Annotated in this window: 21 protein-coding genes and 1 riboswitch; of the genes, 11 read left to right on the top strand and 10 right to left on the bottom strand. The window is 54.7% G+C overall.

Annotated elements, in window-relative coordinates; all coding sequences use genetic code 11:
* Positions 1-26 precede the first annotated feature (26 nt).
* The 6 genes from ubiA to AC22LX_RS18950 form a co-directional block, all read right to left on the bottom strand.
* On the bottom strand, positions 27-896 hold the full coding sequence (ubiA, locus tag AC22LX_RS18975) for a 4-hydroxybenzoate octaprenyltransferase (RefSeq protein WP_045396790.1): 870 nt from the start codon (positions 894-896) through the stop codon (positions 27-29).
* A 12-nt stretch (positions 897-908) separates the two neighbouring features.
* Positions 909-1,406: a chorismate lyase gene (ubiC, locus tag AC22LX_RS18970; protein WP_015704038.1), complete on the bottom strand. Its 498-nt coding sequence runs from the start codon at positions 1,404-1,406 to the stop codon at positions 909-911.
* A gap of 188 nt (positions 1,407-1,594) precedes the next feature.
* A complete protein-coding gene (gene malM, locus AC22LX_RS18965) occupies positions 1,595-2,542 on the bottom strand; it encodes a maltose operon protein MalM (RefSeq protein WP_045396796.1) in 948 nt (315 codons plus the stop codon).
* 107 nt (positions 2,543-2,649) lie between these two features.
* Positions 2,650-3,948, bottom strand: a complete 1,299-nt coding sequence (locus AC22LX_RS18960) for a maltoporin (protein ID WP_015704036.1) — start codon at positions 3,946-3,948, stop codon at positions 2,650-2,652.
* 99 nt (positions 3,949-4,047) lie between these two features.
* The gene (gene malK, locus AC22LX_RS18955) at positions 4,048-5,157 is read right to left on the bottom strand and encodes a maltose/maltodextrin ABC transporter ATP-binding protein MalK (RefSeq protein ID WP_045389498.1); all 1,110 of its coding nucleotides are present in this window, start codon (positions 5,155-5,157) and stop codon (positions 4,048-4,050) included.
* A gap of 166 nt (positions 5,158-5,323) precedes the next feature.
* The gene (locus AC22LX_RS18950; protein ID WP_015368771.1) at positions 5,324-5,500 is read right to left on the bottom strand and encodes a hypothetical protein; all 177 of its coding nucleotides are present in this window, start codon (positions 5,498-5,500) and stop codon (positions 5,324-5,326) included.
* A 27-nt stretch (positions 5,501-5,527) separates the two neighbouring features.
* Between AC22LX_RS18950 and malE the strand changes: the two genes are divergently transcribed.
* The 3 genes from malE to malG all read left to right on the top strand — a co-directional run bounded on the left by malE (position 5,528) and on the right by malG (position 9,297).
* Positions 5,528-6,718 (top strand): maltose/maltodextrin ABC transporter substrate-binding protein MalE, encoded by a 1,191-nt coding sequence (gene malE, locus AC22LX_RS18945; protein ID WP_045396799.1) that lies wholly within the window; start codon positions 5,528-5,530, stop codon positions 6,716-6,718.
* A gap of 129 nt (positions 6,719-6,847) precedes the next feature.
* On the top strand, positions 6,848-8,392 hold the full coding sequence (gene malF / locus AC22LX_RS18940) for a maltose ABC transporter permease MalF (protein WP_045396803.1): 1,545 nt from the start codon (positions 6,848-6,850) through the stop codon (positions 8,390-8,392).
* Positions 8,393-8,406: 14 nt separating this feature from the next.
* Positions 8,407-9,297 carry a maltose ABC transporter permease MalG gene (gene malG / locus AC22LX_RS18935; RefSeq protein WP_015368774.1) on the top strand — a complete coding sequence of 297 codons (891 nt, stop codon included), beginning with the start codon at positions 8,407-8,409 and terminating at the stop codon, positions 9,295-9,297.
* A gap of 193 nt (positions 9,298-9,490) precedes the next feature.
* On the opposite strand, the gene psiE is transcribed toward malG, so the two are convergent.
* The gene (psiE, locus tag AC22LX_RS18930; protein ID WP_015368775.1) at positions 9,491-9,901 is read right to left on the bottom strand and encodes a phosphate-starvation-inducible protein PsiE; all 411 of its coding nucleotides are present in this window, start codon (positions 9,899-9,901) and stop codon (positions 9,491-9,493) included.
* Positions 9,902-10,265: 364 nt separating this feature from the next.
* Here psiE and AC22LX_RS18925 point away from each other — a divergent pair, with 364 nt between their 5' ends.
* From AC22LX_RS18925 to AC22LX_RS18900, 6 genes are all read left to right on the top strand, one after another.
* Complete coding sequence (locus AC22LX_RS18925; RefSeq protein WP_045396804.1) at positions 10,266-11,543, top strand: L-cysteine desulfidase family protein; 1,278 nt, start codon at positions 10,266-10,268, stop codon at positions 11,541-11,543.
* Between the two features lie 83 nt (positions 11,544-11,626).
* The gene (locus AC22LX_RS18920) at positions 11,627-12,367 is read left to right on the top strand and encodes an AzlC family ABC transporter permease (RefSeq protein WP_045396808.1); all 741 of its coding nucleotides are present in this window, start codon (positions 11,627-11,629) and stop codon (positions 12,365-12,367) included.
* Positions 12,360-12,680, top strand: a complete 321-nt coding sequence (locus AC22LX_RS18915; RefSeq protein ID WP_015368778.1) for an AzlD domain-containing protein — start codon at positions 12,360-12,362, stop codon at positions 12,678-12,680. The genes AC22LX_RS18920 and AC22LX_RS18915 overlap by 8 nt, the downstream gene beginning before the upstream one ends.
* Before the next feature lie 20 nt (positions 12,681-12,700).
* Positions 12,701-13,081 carry a RidA family protein gene (locus tag AC22LX_RS18910; protein ID WP_045396811.1) on the top strand — a complete coding sequence of 127 codons (381 nt, stop codon included), beginning with the start codon at positions 12,701-12,703 and terminating at the stop codon, positions 13,079-13,081.
* Between the two features lie 108 nt (positions 13,082-13,189).
* Positions 13,190-13,699: a GNAT family N-acetyltransferase gene (locus AC22LX_RS18905; RefSeq protein ID WP_045396813.1), complete on the top strand. Its 510-nt coding sequence runs from the start codon at positions 13,190-13,192 to the stop codon at positions 13,697-13,699.
* A gap of 8 nt (positions 13,700-13,707) precedes the next feature.
* Positions 13,708-14,163: an acyltransferase gene (locus AC22LX_RS18900; protein WP_045396852.1), complete on the top strand. Its 456-nt coding sequence runs from the start codon at positions 13,708-13,710 to the stop codon at positions 14,161-14,163.
* A gap of 49 nt (positions 14,164-14,212) precedes the next feature.
* Here AC22LX_RS18900 and pgi read toward each other — a convergent pair whose 3' ends face one another.
* Positions 14,213-15,862 carry a glucose-6-phosphate isomerase gene (gene pgi, locus AC22LX_RS18895; RefSeq protein WP_020079879.1) on the bottom strand — a complete coding sequence of 550 codons (1,650 nt, stop codon included), beginning with the start codon at positions 15,860-15,862 and terminating at the stop codon, positions 14,213-14,215.
* Between the two features lie 340 nt (positions 15,863-16,202).
* Positions 16,203-16,436, top strand: a riboswitch (Lysine riboswitch).
* 183 nt (positions 16,437-16,619) lie between these two features.
* Here pgi and lysC point away from each other — a divergent pair.
* Positions 16,620-17,969, top strand: coding sequence for a lysine-sensitive aspartokinase 3 (gene lysC, locus AC22LX_RS18890; RefSeq protein ID WP_032709596.1), 1,350 nt, complete (start codon positions 16,620-16,622; stop codon positions 17,967-17,969).
* 97 nt (positions 17,970-18,066) lie between these two features.
* Positions 18,067-18,996 (top strand): ketopantoate/pantoate/pantothenate transporter PanS, encoded by a 930-nt coding sequence (gene panS, locus AC22LX_RS18885; RefSeq protein WP_015368789.1) that lies wholly within the window; start codon positions 18,067-18,069, stop codon positions 18,994-18,996.
* Positions 18,997-19,033: 37 nt separating this feature from the next.
* Here the strand turns inward: panS and AC22LX_RS18880 are convergent, their stop codons facing one another.
* Both AC22LX_RS18880 and AC22LX_RS18875 read right to left on the bottom strand, forming a co-directional pair.
* On the bottom strand, positions 19,034-19,372 hold the full coding sequence (locus AC22LX_RS18880; RefSeq protein ID WP_045396820.1) for a helix-turn-helix domain-containing protein: 339 nt from the start codon (positions 19,370-19,372) through the stop codon (positions 19,034-19,036).
* Positions 19,369-19,725, bottom strand: coding sequence for a type II toxin-antitoxin system RelE/ParE family toxin (locus AC22LX_RS18875; RefSeq protein WP_487334140.1), 357 nt, complete (start codon positions 19,723-19,725; stop codon positions 19,369-19,371). Before AC22LX_RS18875 ends, AC22LX_RS18880 begins: the two co-directional genes overlap by 4 nt.
* Positions 19,726-19,866: the final 141 nt, after the last annotated feature.

The raw sequence follows: 19,866 nt of genomic DNA, 5'->3' as shown, positions 1-19,866 counted from the left end.
GCGCCGCGAGTCGGGGAAAGAAGGATTTACTGCAGATAGCTCATCGCCAGACCGAGAAACAGCACCAGCCCAACGTAGTTATTATTCATAAACGCTTTGAAGCAGTTATCGCGTTCGCGCTTGAAGATAAGCTTCTGCTGCCAGACAAACAATCCTGCCGCGATAAACAGCGACCAGTAGAATTCCCAGTTCAGCCCATTCAGCCAGCCCACCGCGCCCATCAATACCAGCACGGCAACCTGCAGAATACCGATAATCAAACGATCGTTTTCACCGAACAAAATCGCCGTCGACTTAATGCCAATTTTGACATCATCGTCGCGATCGACCATCGCATACTGGGTATCGTAGGCTACCGCCCACAAAATATTGGCGAGGAACATCAGCCAGCAGCTGAGCGGCAGCGCTTCACTTACCGCCGAGAAAGCCATCGGGATCGACCAACCAAAGGCCGCGCCCAGCACTACCTGCGGCAGATGGGTATAGCGCTTCATAAAGGGGTAGACCCAGGCTAGCGCCAGCGCCGCAACCGACAGCAGGATGGTCATGGTATTGAGCGTCAACACCAGCAAGAAGGAGAGCCCCACCAGTACCGCGAACAATATGCGCGCTTCTTTTTCGGTGACCTCGCCGCTTGGTAGCGGGCGACGAGCCGTACGCTTAACGTGGCCATCAAATTTACGGTCGGCATAGTCATTCACCACGCAGCCGGCGGCGCGCATCAACCAGACGCCAGCGACAAATACCGCCAGTATCCACAGCGGCGGCACCCCGGGTGATGCCACCCATAGCGCCCACAGCGTCGGCCACAGCAGCAATAGCGCGCCGATTGGTTTGTCAGTACGCATCAGGCGGTGAAACGCCAACAGCTTATTCTGCGTCAGACTCCACTCCATTTTCTCTTCCTCTTAATACAATGGCGATGCAGGCAGAAAAAGCTCTGTCAGCAGCAGCGGTTTGCCGCTCAGCCGGAGACGGGAACGTCGCCCCCACAGCTGTGCACTACGGCCAATCTCAATAAAATCACGGGTTAACGTCGACGACGTAAACAGATACCGGCCCAGCGGCGTCTGCCCCAGCTGCTGCAGGGCTAATTCCGGGCCGCATAGCGTCGATTCCGGCACGAGGGTACGACCGGCAAGCCAGGGTTCGCCATCGGCGCAAAGAATGATTTCCCGCAGCCAATAACGCGCTTCTTCCGGCAATAGGGCTTCTTCGCCCGCCAGCGCGTCGCGCCCGACGAAACCTTCGTTAATCATGGTCACGGTGACCTTTTTCCCTTGTTGCTCAAAGCGCTTGGTCATTGAGTCTTCCAGCAACAGCCAGTCGCGCAGCGGCGCGTCCAGCTCGGGTATGGCGGCAAAATAGCGCAGCGCACGCAGTTGCGTAAGCGCAGGATGTGGCATGCCTGATTCTCCGGTACAAAACGTGCAGGCATTGTATCGCAGAATAGCGTTTTGAGGGCGGGCAAACGTCAATATACGATCATCCGCGCAACAGGCATGCAACAGTTGCCGCTGCGCGAGAAAAAAAAGTGCGTCCAGGCGGACGCACCTAAAGGCTGTGCCTAAACATCAGCATTGTGGGGAGACGGTCACCCCTTGCCTTTTACACTGCTGATAAAGGTGGAACGAGCAGATTTCGAGCCGAGACGTTCAGCTTCGTTCATCAATTTAAGGGCTTTATCGATATCGCCTTGTTTAACCGCTTTCTTGATACCGTTGTTGAAGTAGGTTTCGGTATCGTCAAGCATCGGTTCGCTTTTCGCCGCAGGGGCGGCAGCGACCGGCGCGACAACAGGCGCAGCGGCCGGGGCGTTATAGACCGGCGCCGCGGTATTGCCGACGGTCACCGGGCCCGGGCCGGAAGATCCAAACAGCGGGCCCACCAGCACGCTGGAACTCGAAGACGTTTTCACCTTCAGGCTCAAGGTGCCGTCAGTGGTATGTTTAGCGATCGGATCCGGAATGTCCGGCACCGCGTTACCGGTGCCTTTCGCGTAGGCTTTCGCCGGGTCGATTAATTTGGTGGTCTGCTGCAGATCCTGCGGAGTGGTAAACACCAGCACATAAATTTTCTGCTGTCCCAGCGCCGGCGTCAGGCGCATTACCCCTTCCAGGCGGTCGGCGCTCATCACGCCCGGCTCCAGATAAGTGAAATAGCTGCTCGGGAAGAAGGCGGACGGCGTCATGCTCTGATCGAGGATCAGCACGTTTGGCGCATAGACGCTGGTCTGTTTGTCGACCTCGCTGGTCAGCGTCAGGGTTAACTCGCCGATATTGGCCGGTACGCTATAGGCCACCACCGGCCCGGCGATACCGGGAACATTCAACGTTTGGCCGGCGATCGCCACTTTAGAGGTTTGGGTTTTCGATTGATCGACCGGCGTCCAGGTCAACTGCTGCAGCGAGGAGGCCGGGATGGACGGCGCGGCAGAGGTATTCTGCGGCACGAAATTGACATCAGCAAAACTGACTGCGGGTACGCTGGCCAGCAGGCCGGCGGACAGGCAGAGGGCAACGAGACTTTTCTTCATATTCATTGTTATCACCTCAATTCCTATGGCCGAGCGTTAGCCAGGCAATAGCGCGCTGGGCCGAAAATAGAGGGGCTGATGCCCCTCTTTTACTCATCATGATGCGGATAGCATTACCACCAGATTTCCATCTGGGCGCCGAAGGTCCACTCATCGTCGTCGCCGCGGCTGGAAGTGTTGATACCGGTACCAGAGGTATCGCGCATGGCGACGCCGCTATCGGTGTAACCCCACTTCTCATCCCACTTCGCGTAGGTGGCGAACAGACGAATTGCCGGACGGGACCAGATGCTGTCGCCCGCCTGCCACTGTTGCGCCAGGGTGATTTTGTACTGGTTGTTGCTGTCGCCGGTTTTCTGCGATTTGACGTTGTCGTAGCCGACTTCCAGCAGGGTGCTCATGATCGGCGTCCATTTGTACATAGGACGTACGCCGACGGTCCACCATTTGGTACCGTTGTTGTTGTCCAGGTTGACGTCCTGGTACATGGCGACGTACATCATGTCCCAATCGTCCGCCAGAGAGACCGCGCCGTGGTCAAGCACACGCCACATGGAACCATCGTTATTAATGCTGCCGCCCTGCGGTACGCCTTTACCGTTGGAGGTCATGGCATCGGTCGCGTACTGCAGAACAAATTTGTTGTAGCCTTTCAGGATGCTCTGGGTATGTTCAGCGGTGAACATCCAGCCATCTTTCGATGCATCCGGCTGCAGGTAATAGTCATCCGGCACGTTGGTGTGACCATAGTCCACGCCCAGCTCCAGCGTACCGCCCGGGTTGGTTTCCATCTGCGCTAAACGCACGTCGAAGACGTCGTTCGGTACCAGATGATCGTAAACGCGTTCGCCAGTCAGCGGATCGCGGTCAGCATAGGTTGCCGAGCCGCCGGATTCAGAAGAACGAGTGGCGGCCAGAGAGAGTTTACCGAAGCCCAGATCGATGTTTTCGATACCGGCGCCAGGACCGGAAATATCCCAGTAGTAGAAGTCGATCATGTGAACGTCATGACGCTGATAGAAGCGCTTACCGGCCCACAGGGTTGAACCCGGCAGCCAGTCGATCAGGTTTTTACCCTGCACGTTAACTTCACGGAAGGCCGGGCTGGTAGATTCCCAGTCGTTCTGCTGCGATACCGAGTAGGCAACGTTGGTATCGAAGTAGAAGCTCTTATCGCCCTCTTTCCACACTTCCTGGCCCAGTTTCAGTTCAGCGTAAGTTTCACATTCGTTACCGAGACGGTATTTACTTTGAGCGCCGGTGGCCTGGAAGCACTGCTGTTCGCCGCCGCTGCCGGTCCAGCCAATACCGGAACGAGCGTAACCGTGGAAATCGACAGCCAGCGCCTGGGCAGACATCACGCCCGCCGCAACGGCTACCGCCAGTGGAAGTTTGCGCAGAGTAATCATCATTCTATCTCCTGAGATCATTGCTTTTCTTTGAACACTTCCCCGTCGGCCGCCGCATGGTTGGCTGCACGCTGGGTTCGCGTCTTCTTTTAATGGGGAACCTTATACGCCCGGCTCTTTATGCAACCGACGACAAGCGGTGCCATCCTCACGGAATAAATGGCAGCGCTCCGGCGGCAAACCGATGGCGAATGTGGCTCCCTCTTCTACCAACACCACGTCATTCTGGCGGTACACCAGGTTCTGACGGATGGCGGGGATCTGGATATGAATTTGCGTTTCGTGACCAAGCTGTTCGACCACCTGCACTTCGCCCTCAAGGGTGACATCGGCGATGTCGCTCGGCAGCAGGTGTTCCGGGCGGATGCCCAAAGACATATTGGCGCCGACCTGAACGTGAGCGCTGTCTACCGGCAGCCAGACCTGCTGGTGGTTCGGTAGTTCGACTTGTACCTGTTCGATGGCGGTCGCGGTGACTTTGACCGGCAGGAAGTTCATCTTCGGCGAACCGATAAAACCCGCGACAAAGCGGTCTGCCGGATAGTGATAAAGTTCCAGCGGTTTTCCGACCTGCGCGACGCGGCCGGCGTCCAGCACCACGATTTTGTCGGCCAGGGTCATGGCTTCCACCTGATCGTGGGTGACGTAAATCATCGTGCGACCGAGGCGCTTATGCAGACGGGAGATTTCGATACGCATCTGCACGCGCAGCGCGGCATCGAGGTTGGACAGGGGTTCATCAAGCAGGAAAACCCGCGGCTCGGCGACCAGGGTACGGCCGATGGCCACGCGCTGACGCTGGCCGCCGGAGAGCGCTTTCGGCTTACGCTCCAGCAGGTGCGCCAGCTGTAAGACCTCAGCGACTTGAGTTACGCGCTGGTTAATCACCTCTTTTTTCGCCCCGGCCAGCTTCAGGCCAAAAGACATATTTTCGGCAACGGAAAGGTGGGGATAGAGCGCATATGACTGGAATACCATGCCGATGCCGCGCTCGGCGGGCGGCACATCGTTCATTCGGGTATCGCCAATAAACAGATCGCCGCTGGTGACCGTTTCCAGTCCGGCGATCATACGCAGCAGGGTGGATTTGCCGCAGCCCGACGGTCCTACAAACACGACGAACTCCCCATCCTGGATCTCGAGATTGATATCTTTAGATACCACCACGTCGCCCCAGGCTTTCGTTACATTTCGTAGCTGTACGCTCGCCATGCCCTTCTCCCTTCGTTACAACCTGTCACTTAAAGACACATTCAAGATGGGCTGACTATGCGGCATTCATTACGTTGGCAAATCCTCCACCCCCCGGGTTTTTGATGGGGGAGGAGACGGGAGGATGAGAAACCGCCTCTCGCCGCCGGAAGTTCCCGGCACAACGTCATTTCGTGATCGAAGCGACAAAAACGGTGGCTTTTTTATGTGCTCCAGGGCCCATTACCGGCATTTCTGCAATGCGGATCACATAAACGGCGGGCGGGGCGTAGACATAGGGAGGATGGAAAGAGGTTGTTAAAAAAGGAAACTCATCAGCGTTAAACCACTCAAGTGTATCCACGAGCACATCACCAAATAGGACGGGTATATGAAAATCAAAACTGGCGCTCGCATCCTCGCGCTGTCTGCATTGACGACGATGATGTTTTCCGCCTCTGCCCTCGCAAAAATTGAAGAAGGTAAGCTGGTTATCTGGATTAACGGCGATAAAGGCTATAACGGCCTCGCTGAAGTGGGTAAAAAGTTCGAAAAAGATACCGGCATTAAAGTTTCCGTAGAACATCCGGATAAGCTGGAAGAGAAATTCCCGCAGGTTGCTGCCACCGGCGACGGCCCGGATATCATTTTCTGGGCGCATGACCGTTTTGGCGGCTACGCGCAGTCCGGCCTGCTGGCGGAAATCACCCCGGATAAGGCCTTCCAGGACAAACTCTATCCCTTCACCTGGGACGCCGTACGCTACAACGGCAAGCTGATCGCATACCCGGTAGCGGTTGAAGCCCTGTCGCTGATTTATAACAAAGACCTGGTCCCGAACCCGCCGAAAACCTGGGAAGAGATCCCGGCGCTGGATAAAGAGCTGAAGGCGAAGGGTAAGAGCGCGCTGATGTTCAACCTGCAAGAACCGTACTTCACCTGGCCGCTGATTGCCGCCGATGGCGGATACGCGTTTAAGTTTGAAAACGGCAAATACGACGTGAAAAACGTCGGCGTTGATAGCGCCGGCGCGAAAGCCGGCCTGACCTTCCTGGTCGACCTTATTAAGAATAAACACATGAACGCCGACACCGACTACTCCATCGCGGAAGCGGCTTTCAACAAAGGCGAAACCGCGATGACCATCAACGGTCCGTGGGCGTGGTCGAACATCGACAAGAGCAAGGTTAACTACGGCGTCACTCTGCTGCCAACCTTCAAAGGTAAACCGTCTAAACCGTTCGTTGGCGTCCTGAGCGCCGGGATTAACGCCGCCAGCCCGAATAAAGAACTGGCGAAAGAGTTCCTCGAAAACTACCTGATGACCGATCAGGGTCTGGAGTCGGTGAACAACGATAAACCGCTGGGCGCCGTGGCGCTGAAATCCTTCCAGGAGAAGCTGGAGAAAGACCCGCGTATCGCCGCCACCATGGCTAACGCCCAGAAAGGCGAAATCATGCCGAACATCCCGCAGATGTCCGCATTCTGGTATGCCGTCCGTACCGCGGTTATTAACGCCGCAAGCGGTCGCCAAACCGTCGATGCCGCGCTGAAGGATGCACAGGGCCGTATCACCAAGTAATACCGTCGCACACGTGCCGGATGGCGGCATAAATGCCTTATCCGGCCTACACGCCTTGTAGGCCGGATAAGCGCAGCGCCATCAGGCACTTTTGTCGACAGATATTTAACGTTGTAGAGGATGATCCCCATGGATGCCGTTAAAAAGAAACACTGGTGGCAAAGCCCGCAACTCACATGGTCTGTGATTGGTTTGCTGTGCCTGCTGGTGGGTTACCTTGTTGTTTTAATGTACGCCCAGGGGGAGTACCTGTTCGCCATCATGACGCTGATTTTAAGCTCGGTTGGCCTGTATATCTTTTCCAATCGCAAGGCCTATGCCTGGCGCTATGTTTATCCGGGTCTCGCCGGGATGGGGCTGTTTGTTCTGTTCCCGCTGATCTGTACTATTGCCATCGCCTTCACCAACTACAGCAGCACCAACCAGCTCACCTTCGAACGTGCCCAGCAGGTGCTGATGGACCGTTCTTTCCAGGCCGGCAAAGCCTATAACTTCTCACTCTATCCGGCGGGTGACGAGTGGCAGCTGGCGCTGACGGACGGTGAAAGCGGTAAAAATTATCTCTCCGAGGCCTTTAAATTCGGCGGCGAGCAGAAGCTGACGTTAAAAGAAGCCGATGTCCTGCCGCAAGGCGAACGCGCGAATTTACGCGTAATCACCCAGAACCGCGCCGCGCTGAACCAACTGACCGCCGTGCTGCCGGATGAAAGCAAAGTGATTATGAGTTCGCTGCGCCAGTTCTCCGGTACCCAGCCGCTGTACGCGCTGGCCAACGACGGCACGCTCACTAACAACCAAAGCGGCGTGAAATATCGCCCCAACGACAACATCGGCTTTTATCAATCCATCAATGCTGACGGCAGCTGGGGCAATGAAAAGCTGAGCCCGGGTTATACCGTCACCATCGGCTGGGATAACTTCACCCGCGTTTTCCAGGACGAAGGGATCCAGAAACCGTTCTTCGCCATTTTCGTCTGGACCGTGGTCTTCTCGGTGCTGACGGTGATTTTGACCGTCGCCGTGGGAATGGTGCTGGCCTGTCTGGTGCAGTGGGAAGCGTTGAAGGGCAAAGCGATTTACCGCGTGCTGTTGATTCTGCCGTATGCGGTGCCGTCATTTATCTCAATCCTGATTTTCAAAGGGCTGTTTAACCAGAGCTTTGGTGAAATCAACATGATGCTGAGCGCGCTGTTCGGCATTAAACCGGCCTGGTTTAGCGACCCAACCACCGCGCGCACGATGATCATCATCGTCAACACCTGGCTGGGCTACCCGTACATGATGATCCTGTGCATGGGGCTGCTAAAGGCGATTCCGGACGATCTGTACGAGGCGTCGGCGATGGATGGCGCGGGTCCGTTCCAGAACTTCTTTAAAATTACGCTACCGCTGCTGATCAAGCCGCTCACGCCGCTGATGATCGCCAGCTTCGCCTTTAACTTTAACAACTTCGTGCTGATTCAACTGTTAACCAACGGTGGCCCGGACCGTCTCGGCACCACCACGCCGGCCGGTTATACCGACCTGCTGGTGAGCTACACCTATCGCATCGCCTTTGAAGGCGGCGGCGGTCAGGACTTCGGCCTGGCGGCGGCTATCGCCACGCTTATCTTCCTGCTGGTTGGGGCGTTAGCGATTGTGAATCTGAAAGCCACGCGCATGAAGTTTGATTAAGGGAGATAACGATAATGGCTATGGTCCAACCTAAATCTCAAAAACTGCGTCTCTTCACTACGCATCTTCTGTTACTGATTTTTATCGCCGCGATTATGTTCCCGCTGCTGATGGTTATCGCAATCTCGCTGCGCGAAGGCAATTTCGCGACCGGCAGCCTGATCCCGGATACCATCTCCTGGGAGCACTGGCGTCTGGCATTAGGCTTCAGCGTCGAACACGCCGATGGCCGGGTAACGCCGCCGCCGTTCCCGGTGCTGCTGTGGCTGTGGAACTCAATTAAGGTCGCCGGGATTACTGCGATCGGCATCGTCGCCCTCTCCACCACCTGCGCTTACGCTTTCGCCCGTATGCGCTTCCCGGGTAAAGCGACGTTGCTCAAAGGGATGTTGATTTTCCAGATGTTCCCGGCGGTACTGTCGTTGGTGGCGCTGTATGCGTTGTTCGACCGCCTCGGTCAGTATCTGCCTTTCGTCGGCCTCAACACTCACGGCGGGGTGATCTTCGCCTATATGGGCGGTATCGCGCTGCACGTCTGGACGATTAAGGGCTACTTCGAAACTATCGATGGTTCACTGGAAGAAGCGGCCGCGCTGGATGGCGCCACTCCGTGGCAGGCCTTCCGCCTGGTGCTGCTGCCGCTGTCGGTGCCGATTCTGGCGGTCGTGTTTATTCTGTCGTTCATCGCCGCGATTACCGAAGTGCCGGTGGCCTCGTTGCTGCTACGCGATGTGAACAGCTATACCCTGGCGGTGGGGATGCAGCAGTATCTCAATCCGCAGAACTACCTGTGGGGTGACTTCGCCGCGGCGGCGGTACTGTCGGCGATTCCGATTACCGTCGTCTTCCTGCTGGCTCAGCGTTGGTTGGTCAACGGCCTGACGGCGGGCGGGGTGAAAGGTTAAGTTTCATCATGTTAGACCCTTGTTTTATCGCCCCAAATTTCAGCGAGGGTGGGATGTGGTACACGACCCCAACCGGGTACGGCAGCCCACCTCTCCCTGAAAAAGTAGGGCAAATGCCACTGCAATCCTCTACTGGACCCTACATAAATTTCATTTGTGATTGTCGGTCAAGCGGCCCTGGAGGCCGCTTTTTTTATTCCCGTTTCAGGCGGTTGGAATTACACAACCACAGGGTAATCACCAGGATAAGGATCGCCGCAGAGTAAATCAGCACCGCCATTGGCGACTCATGGTCGACGATAATAAGCCGTACAATCGCGGTAATGCCGATATAGACGAAATAACGCAGCGGGAAGTGAAAACCGGACTCAAAGTATTTCACAATCAACGCGATAAATTCGAAGTAGAGAAAATAAACCACCAGCCCTTCGACCAGCTTGTACTTACTCACCGGCTCCGGCGTAAACAGCACGTGCGCCAGATGCAGGGTCTCCTTTCCCAGGAACACCACCAGAATAATTCCCAGGCACAATAGCGCCAGGTTGAGCACGGCCTGCATGGCCTTCGCAACAAAATTAACCAGCGGACGATATACCGACGGCATAGTGACACCTCAAATGCATGAACGTTATTGATCTGTATAGCGCAAAAGTGTGATCCAGATCTACTTCACTTTGCGAGCAGCATCGGTCCTTCAACGCGGTAAATGCAACTAAGAGAAAATTTTACTTCCTACAATGCTGTGAGCAAGTTAACTAAATCATCCGTTACGCTTAGGACAAAACCAAATAAACAACTGAAATTTAAAGAATTTACCATTTGAAACAGTTATATCTTAAAACCTGCCACAAGATAAAATTTTTCTCTAATCCGCATTATTTATATGGCTATTAGGGTAAGATTTTTCTCATCCTTTGTCTTAGCATTATCGCAGCTGAATAAAATTCAATTTTGGACATTAAATCATTATGAACACCGATAACGCTTCCCTGTACGTAAAATGGCTCAAACAAGAAGTTGCCCCGGCGTTAGGTTGTACTGAACCCGTCGCTATTTCCTTCGCTGCCGCCTACGCCGCACAATATCTGGATCAGCCTTGCACCAGAATTAGCGGTTTTATTTCCGCCAATCTCTATAAAAATGCAATGGGTGTTACTATTCCCGGTACCACCGTTTGCGGAGTAGCGCTGGCCGCCGCAATTGGCGCATTTGGCGGCGATCCGCAAAAGGGATTAAAAACGCTGGAAGATATCACCCCGCTACACGTCGAAATGGCACAGAAGCTGATCGCCAATCATGCCGTTGATATTACCGTCAAAGAGACCCCGGACTTTATTCATCTGGATCTAACTCTCTCTGATGGCGAAAACACCTGTCGTGTCGTGGTAAAAGGAACCCACACCAACGTGGTCGAACTTTATATTAATGACCAGCCGCAGCCACTAAGCGAAAAACAGAATGCGAGCGCCCGGCACGAAACGCTGCCCAATTTTTCGCTACACCAGGCTTACGACTTTATTAATAGCGTCGACTTTAATGATATTCGCTTTATTCTCGAAGCCGCGCGCTTAAACTCCGCGCTGGCGGCAGAAGGCAAAACCAAAAAATATGGCCTGAACATTAACGGTACCTTTTCTGACGCAGTGAAAAACGGCCTGATGAGCAACGATCTGTTAAGCAAGGTGATCATCAACACCGTCGCCGCTTCAGATGCCCGCATGGGCGGCGCGCCGGTGGTCGCAATGTCTAACTTCGGCTCAGGCAATCAGGGCATTACGGCAACCATGCCGGTAGTAGTGGTTGCTGAGCATCTCGGCGCCGATGAAGAGACCCTGGCGCGCGCTTTGTCTCTATCTCATCTCACTGCCATCTCAATTCATTCTCGTTATACGCGCTTATCTGCGCTATGCGCGGCCTCAACCGCCGCCATGGGCGCCGCCGCCGGGATGGCCTGGCTATTTACTCGCGACATCAACACCATTAATACCGCGATTATTAATATGGTCAGCGATATTACCGGCATGATTTGTGATGGCGCCTCTAATAGCTGTGCGATGAAAGTCTCATCTGTGGTATCCAGCGCCTTTAAGGCGGTACTGATGGCAATGCAAAATAGCTGCGCTGGCGCCAATGACGGTATTGTCTGCGCTGATGTCGAGCAGACTATTAATAACCTGTGCCGCCTGGTGATTAAACCAATGACCCTCACCGATAAAGAAATTATCAGCATCATGGTCGCTAAATAACAATATTTAACGGGCCTGAACATTCAGGCCCTGATTAACCTACCCTCCCCACACTATTATTTATAAATTAGCAGGTATAGCAGATGAATAAAAAAGTCATCTTACGCGGCGCCAGCGCTATTATGCCGCTGTGCATCGGCGACTTTCCATTTTCATTTATTGTCGGCGCATTAAGCGTTAGCGCGGGCATGAGCGTCTGGCAGAGCACGGCGTGGTCGGCGATTGTTATTGCCGGTTCGGCGCAAATGCTGGCATTAAATATGCTTAAAACCGGCGCCACGCTCGGGGTTATTATATTCACCACATTAATAATTAATCTACGTCATGTACTGTACAGCGCCTCTATTTCCGGTACCGTCCGTGAAGCATCATTCTTTAAAAAATGCTTTATGTCCTACGCGCTGACCGACGAAGTGTACGCCACCACCGTCAAAGAGATGGAAGGCAATAAGCAGGATAAGTATCTGTTTTATGGTTCGGCAATGATCACCTTCTGGGCGATTTGGGTACTGGCGGATTTCCTCGGCGCGCTGGTCGGCGCTTCCTTCCCGAACATTGAAAAGTACGGTCTGGATTTCGCCATGGTCGCCGCTTTTATCGCTATCGTGGTGCCGCAAATAAAAAGCCAGGCCTGCACCGTCGCCGCCGTGGTGGCCGCCGTCTCCGGCGTGCTGTTGGTCATCCTGCCCTACTCGCTGGGCATTGTCGTCGCGTCAGTGCTTGGCGTGCTCGCCGGACTGTGCGTCGACCTGGCTGAAGAACGTAAACAGGCAGCAAAAGCCAAATCCGGGATGCCGCTCGTGGAGGCGCTGGAACATGAATAATAGCTACTTTATCGCCCTGACTTTGGGGATGGCCGCCGTGACCTTTCTGATCCGATTTTCGTTTATCGGCCTGGCCGGAAAAATCCAGATGTCCGAGCGGGTGACCAAAACGCTGCGCTTTGTCCCGGTCACCGTCCTGCCGGCCATAATCACCATTCAGATCCTGAGCGTGAATTCCAGTATGGAGTTTGACTTAAAGAATCCGAAGGTGATTGCCGCCATTATCTGCACGCTCGCCAGCTTCCGTTTAGGCCTGGTATGGGTGGTAGTGAGCGGCGTCGGCTCGCTGGTGTTGTTAAATTATTTTATGTAACCGTTTGAAGGATAAACCGTATGATTATTACCACCGCTGACGCGCCTGCCGCTATCGGCCCGTACGTGCAGGGCGTCAATCTCGGCGCGATGACCATCACCTCCGGTCAGCTGCCGATTAATCCGCTGGACGGCACCATGCCAGGCGATATCGCCGAACAGGCGCGGCAATCGCTGGAAAATGTGAAAGCCATCGTTGAAGCTGCCGGACTCACGGTCGGGCAGATCGTTAAAACCACGGTGTTTGTCAAAGACCTGCAGGATTTTGCCGCCATCAACGCCGCCTATGAGGCCTTCTTTACCGAACATCAGGCCGCTTTTCCGGCGCGTTCCTGCGTAGAGGTCGCCAGACTGCCGAAAGACGCCGGTGTCGAAATCGAAGCCATCGCCTTCGCTCGTTAATCACCCGGCTGGGGGGAAACCTCCAGCCTCCTTCCCCACCGTTTTTCGCCGTTCCTCCTTGCTCATTTTACAGGCACTATACGATGAGATCTGAATGAGGAACGCAGTATGTTAACTATCCGTAAGGCTGTACCAGAAGATGCGCCGCAGCTCAGTAATATGGGCTATGCCAGCTATCGCCACCACTTCGCCCACCTTTGGCGCAACGCCGATGAGCTGGCATTATTTCTCCAGCAGGAGTATTCCGTGGAATCGCTGCGTCAAAGTCTTGCCGCGGCGGAACAGCATTGGCTCATCGCCGAATCCGCGCACCCCGTTGGCTTTGCTAAATACAGCTGCCAGCAGAGAATTGATGGCGACGGACGTATCGGCACATTGCTGCATAAGCTCTATCTCATGCCTGACGAAACCGGACACCGCTACGGCGAGCGGCTGTTTAGCGCCATAGAGGCTCTGGCACAAGAAAATGGTGAAGCGTGGCTGTGGCTTGAGGTCCTTGCCGATAATCCTGGCGCGCGTCGTTTTTACGAACGCCAGGGAATGCAGCATGTAAAAGACACCATTTTCCATTCCGCCAGCCAACAAAGCACCTTACATATTCTGGCCAAACCAATATGAGAGAAATTATGCCTGAGCTTCGCGATACCGGCGTTCGCAACGTCATCTGCGGCGAAAACGTGGTCATATACCAGCCCGCCAACCTCTATGGTTGCCAGCTCGGCAATAACGTCTTCGTCGGGCCGTTCGTCGAGATTCAGGGGCACACGCGCATCGGCGCGGACAGCAAAATCCAGTCCCACAGTTTTATCTGCGAGTACGTCACCATCGGCCAACGTTGTTTTATCGGCCACGGCGTGATGTTCGCCAACGACTTGTTCCGCGATGGCAAACCGAATGCCGACCGCGACAGTTGGGGGCGCATTGAAATCGGCAATGACGTGTCTATCGGCAGCGGCGCCACCATTCTGGCGGTGAGTATCTGCGATGGCGTGGTCATCGGCGCCGGGAGCGTGGTGACAAAATCCATCACCGAGAAAGGCGTTTGGGCGGGCAATCCCGCGAGGCTGCTGCGGCGGCTATAAATAAAAATGCCGACCCGAGGGTCGGCATTCAGGCTTAATTGCGCAACACTTACGCGCGCCAGGCTTTATAACGGTTAATCAGGCCGTTGGTAGAGCTGTCGTGGCTGCTAACGTCTGCGCCATCTTTCAGTTCCGGCAGGATACGGTTAGCCAGCTGTTTACCCAGCTCAACGCCCCACTGATCGAAGGTGAAGATATTGAGGATCGCGCCCTGGGTGAAGATTTTGTGCTCATACAGCGCAATCAATGCGCCCAGGCTGAACGGGGTGATCTCACGCAGCAGGATGGAGTTGGTCGGACGGTTGCCTTCGAACACTTTGAACGGCACCACGTGCTCAAGCTGAGCCGGGTCTTTACCCTGGTCGCGATATTCCTGCTCAACCACTTCGCGGGATTTACCAAAGGCCAGCGCTTCAGTCTGGGCGAAGAAGTTAGACAGCAGTTTCTGATGGTGGTCAGACAGCGGGTTATGGGTGATAGCCGGCGCGATGAAATCGCACGGTACCATTTTGGTGCCCTGGTGGATCAGCTGATAGAACGCGTGCTGACCGTTAGTCCCCGGCTCGCCCCAGATGATTGGGCCAGTCTGGTAATCCACGACGTTGCCGTTACGGTCAACGTACTTACCGTTGGATTCCATGTTGCCCTGCTGGAAGTAAGCGGCAAAGCGGTGCATGTACTGATCGTACGGCAGAATCGCTTCGGTTTCGGCGCCGAAGAAATTGTTGTACCAGATACCGATCAGCGCCAGCAGTACCGGCAGGTTTTTCTCAGCCGGGGTGGTGGAGAAGTGTTTGTCCATGGCGTGGGCGCCGGACAGCAGCTGGACGAAGTTATCGAAGCCAACGGACAGAATGATAGACAGGCCGATGGCGGACCACAGGGAGTAACGACCGCCAACCCAGTCCCAGAATTCAAACATGTTAGCCGTATCGATACCGAACTCGCCAACCGCTTTACCGTTGGTGGAGAGCGCCGCGAAGTGTTTCGCTACGTGTTTCTCGTCACCCGCGGTCGCCAGGAACCAGTCACGCGCGCTGTGGGCGTTGGTCATGGTTTCCTGAGTAGTGAAGGTTTTGGAAGCCACCAGGAACAGCGTGGTTTCCGGATTCACCGCTTTCAACACTTCGGCGATATGGGTGCCGTCTACGTTGGAAACGAAGTGCATGTTGAGATGGTTTTTATACGGGCGCAGCGCTTCGGTCACCATGAACGGGCCGAGGTCTGAACCGCCGATACCGATGTTCACCACGTCGGTGATCGGTTTGCCGGTATAGCCTTTCCAGCTACCGGAGATAATTGCTTCAGAGAAGGCTTTCATCTTCTCCAGCACCGCGTTGACTTCCGGCATCACATCTTTGCCATCAACCACAATCGGCGTATTGCTGCGGTTGCGCAGCGCGACGTGCAGTACCGCGCGGTCCTCGGTACGGTTAATTTTTTCGCCGGAGAACATCGACTTGATAGCACCGGCCAGATCGGTCTCTTTCGCCAGATCCTGCAGCTTAGACAGTGTCTCTTCAGTGATGCGGTTCTTGGAGAAATCCACCAGCATCAGATCGTCAAAAGTGGCGGAGAATTTAGAGAAACGATCGCTATCTTTGGCGAAAAGCTCGCTGATAGTGACGTCTTTCATTTCATCGAAGTGTTTCTGTAATGCCTGCCATGCAGCGGTCTGCGTTGGGTTGATATTTTTCATTAGCAATACTCTTCTGATTTGAAAAATGTGACTTCGGTCGATTGTAGCCTCAGCGGCGGAAAATTGTGATGATTTTTGTGTTATGCCGTTGACGGGGGTCAGAAATAGGGTAAAGAGCCCCCATATTATAGCGATCATTAGGCATTTTTCTGTTATCCGCCGATGCATGAAAAATCCGCATAACCCTGTCGTTGACATACCCGTCCGGAAGCCTTTATATAGCTGAACTGCCTACGGAACCGTAGGTATGTATTGCTCGCGCATTTCACGCTACAGCGAAGAGTATCGTTGGGGGGTATAATGACCAGTCTCTCCCCAGGCATAGTGAAAGACGTCAGTAATTGCCAGAAGAGGTGCGTTGCCCAGGTAACCGTATTGGAGGAACCAGTCCGGGGAAAATACGTGAGGGGGAGCAACGCCGAGGCGCACAGGCATCTGGTTAAGTCTGTCGCCGGCCACAGGGGCTGAATCCCCTGGGTTGTCACCAGAAGCGTTCGCAGTCGGGCGTTTCATACTCGCGAACCGATGCGCGTCATCGGCGAACGGGTCTACAAGGTGGAGCACTTCTGGGTGACATCGTAGTTTGTTTATCGCTCTGCGCCCACCCTACTTTTCGCTCTTCCCTTGTGCCATGGCTGAGTTAATTTGGCCTGGCTTATTAAGACATTTTGTAGCGCTCCGGTTATTTCCAGCCCGAACCAGGAGCGGTTGTTCAGGAATCGTTTTAATAAGTCAGGCCCCCTGACACGAGGTTGTTATGACAGATTTAGTTGTTGCTAAGTTCGGCGGCACCAGCGTGGCCGATTTCGACGCGATGAACCGTAGCGTCGACGTCGCGCTGCTGGATGCGAATACCCGCGTAGTGGTGTTATCCGCATCGGCTGGCGTTACCAATATCTTAGTTGCTTTAGCGGCAGGGCTGGAACCCACCGAACGCTTCGCTAAGCTCGATGAAATGCGCCAAATCCAGTTCAATATTCTGGAGCGTTTACGTTATCCCAACGTTATTCGCGAAGAGATCGAGCGTCTGCTGGAAAACATTACGACCCTGGCGGAAGCCGCCTCGCTGGCCAGCTCGGAAGCCTTGACCGATGAACTGGTGAGCCACGGCGAACTGATGTCCACCTTACTGTTCGTTGAGATCCTGCGCGAACGCGGTATCGCGGCGCAGTGGTTCGACGTACGCAAAGTGATGCGTACCAACGATCGTTTCGGCCGCGCCGAACCGGATATCGCCGCGCTGGCGGAACTGACGCAACAACAACTGGCGCCGCGCCTGGAAGAAGGCCTGGTGATTACCCAGGGCTTTATCGGCAGCGAAGCCAAAGGCCGTACCACCACCCTTGGCCGCGGCGGCAGCGATTACACCGCAGCGCTACTCGGCGAGGCCTTAAACGCCAGCCGTGTCGATATCTGGACCGATGTCCCTGGCATCTACACAACCGACCCGCGCGTCGCGCCAGCGGCGAAGCGCATCGATGTGATCGCTTTCGCTGAAGCCGCGGAGATGGCCACGTTCGGGGCCAAGGTATTGCATCCGGCCACCCTGCTGCCCGCCGTACGCAGCGATATCCCGGTATTCGTCGGCTCCAGCAAAGAACCTAAAGCCGGCGGCACGATGGTCTGTCATAAAACCGAAAATCCACCGCTGTTCCGCGCGCTGGCGCTGCGTCGTCGTCAAACGCTGCTGACCCTGCACAGCCTGCATATGCTGCACTCCCGCGGCTTCCTGGCCGAAGTGTTCGGTATTCTGGCGCGGCATAATATTTCCGTCGATCTGATCACCACTTCGGAAGTGAGCATTGCGCTGACCATGGACACCACCGGTTCAACCTCCGCTGGCGATACCCTGCTGACCCAGGCGCTGCTGACCGAGCTCTCTTCGCTGTGCCGCGTCGAAGTGGAAGAAAACCTGGCGCTGGTCGCCCTGATCGGCAATGAATTATCGAAAGCCTGCGGCGTCGGTAAAGAGGTATTCGGCGTACTGGAACCGTTCAATATCCGCATGATTTGCTACGGCGCCTCCAGCCACAACCTGTGCTTCCTGGTGCCTGGCGACGACGCGGAGAAAGTGGTGCAGAAGCTGCATCATAATTTGTTTGAATAATATTCTTTTGCGCGATAAAAAATACCTATAGCCGGGCTCGAACCCGGCTTTTTTATAACAACATCAACACAACAAACACTGTCGCAAGGAATACACTATGCTCGCCACGCTTACGCGGCTGTTCCCGTTATGGGCGCTGCTGCTCTCCGTATTGGCTTATTACACGCCAACCACTTTTACCCCTATCGGCCCGTGGGTCACCACGCTGCTGATGCTGATTATGTTTGGCATGGGCGTCCATTTGAAGCTGGACGATTTCAAGCGCGTGCTGTCACGACCTGCGCCGGTCGCAGCGGGAATTTTTCTGCATTACCTGGTGATGCCGCTCGCCGCCTGGGTACTGGCGCTGCTGTTCCACATGCCGCCAGAGCTCTCCGCCGGAATGGTGCTGGTCGGCAGCGTTGCCAGCGGAACCGCTTCCAACGTCATGATCTATCTGGCGAAAGGCGATGTCGCACTGTCGGTAACCATCTCTTCCGTTTCGACACTGGTTGGCGTGGTCGCCACGCCGCTGCTGACGCGCCTGTACGTTGATGCGCACATTCAGGTCGATGTGATGGGCATGCTGCTAAGCATCCTGCAAATCGTGGTGATCCCAATCGGCCTCGGTCTGATTGTCCATCACCTGTTGCCAAAAGTGGTAAAGGCGGTGGAACCCTTCCTTCCCGCCTTCTCCATGCTGTGCATCCTGGCAATTATCAGCGCCGTGGTCGCCGGTTCCGCATCGCATATCGCTTCGGTGGGGCTGGTGGTTATCGTGGCGGTGATCCTGCATAACGCTATTGGCCTGCTCGGCGGCTACTGGGGCGGGCGCCTGTTCGGTTTTGATGAATCCACCTGCCGCACCCTGGCGATCGAAGTGGGTATGCAGAACTCTGGCCTCGCCGCGGCCCTCGGGAAAATCTACTTCGGCCCGCTGGCCGCCCTGCCCGGCGCGCTGTTCTCGGTATGGCATAACCTTTCCGGCTCGCTGCTGGCAGGTTACTGGTCCGGTAAGCCGACGACCAAAAAAGGCAACCAGCGCTAATCGGTATACGTCCGGGCCATATGCCCGGACGTTTGGTTTATCCCACCAGTAAACTCACCGGCTTGCCTAACTTCATTAACATCATGACCAATGCATCAAGGGTAAACTTACTGGTTTTCTGGTTTACCACATCTGAAATACGCGGGCGTGAAATATTCAACTTCGCTGCGGCATCCGCTTGCTTCAATTGATTTTCATCTATCCACTCAGCAATTTCCTGCATGAGTTGCCGCTTCAGGAGCATCAGTTGTTCGACTTCTTGTTCCGCTTGCGTCCTTAACCGCTCCGCTTCACAGTCATCAAAGCCGAGTTCACTGAAAATATTCGTCTCTGCTGTCGTCACGTGACGGATGCCATCCACTGTCTTACGATTCATTTACGACTCCTGTGTTCCTGCGGTATAAGCTGCAAACGGCTTCTGACAATTTGTTTTTCATGTTCGGCGGTACGTCGAGTTTTTTTGTTAAAACAGTTCAGGACGTAAACCTCTGCCTCAAAACGAGCCAGGTAAATCACCCGATAAGCGCCGGAATAATGGCGTAACCGTATTTCCTCCACACATCTCCCCAACTGAGGCATCGCTTTCCAATCAGCAGCTTCTAACCCCGCCTGTAAACGGTAAAGCTGGAAACCGGCATCCCGGCGGACCTCCTCAGGAAATTGGCACAAATCATCAAAGGAAGACCCCATCCAGACAATACTTCGTAAACTTTGCCCCTGATTCAACATACCACATCCTTGTATAAAATTTTATACACAAATCGCGCAAAAATAAGTTTGCGGATGACCACATAAACCATGCTGCTACGCTAATCCAGACAACGTCATCGGTCACCCACTCAGCAAATATTCTGCGAGGCATTTTCCGGA

The sequence above is a fragment of the Klebsiella sp. PK01 genome, assembly GCF_057624675.1.
The sequence above is the reverse complement of the archived record's forward strand: the minus strand, read 5'-3'. Positions and strand labels throughout refer to the sequence as shown.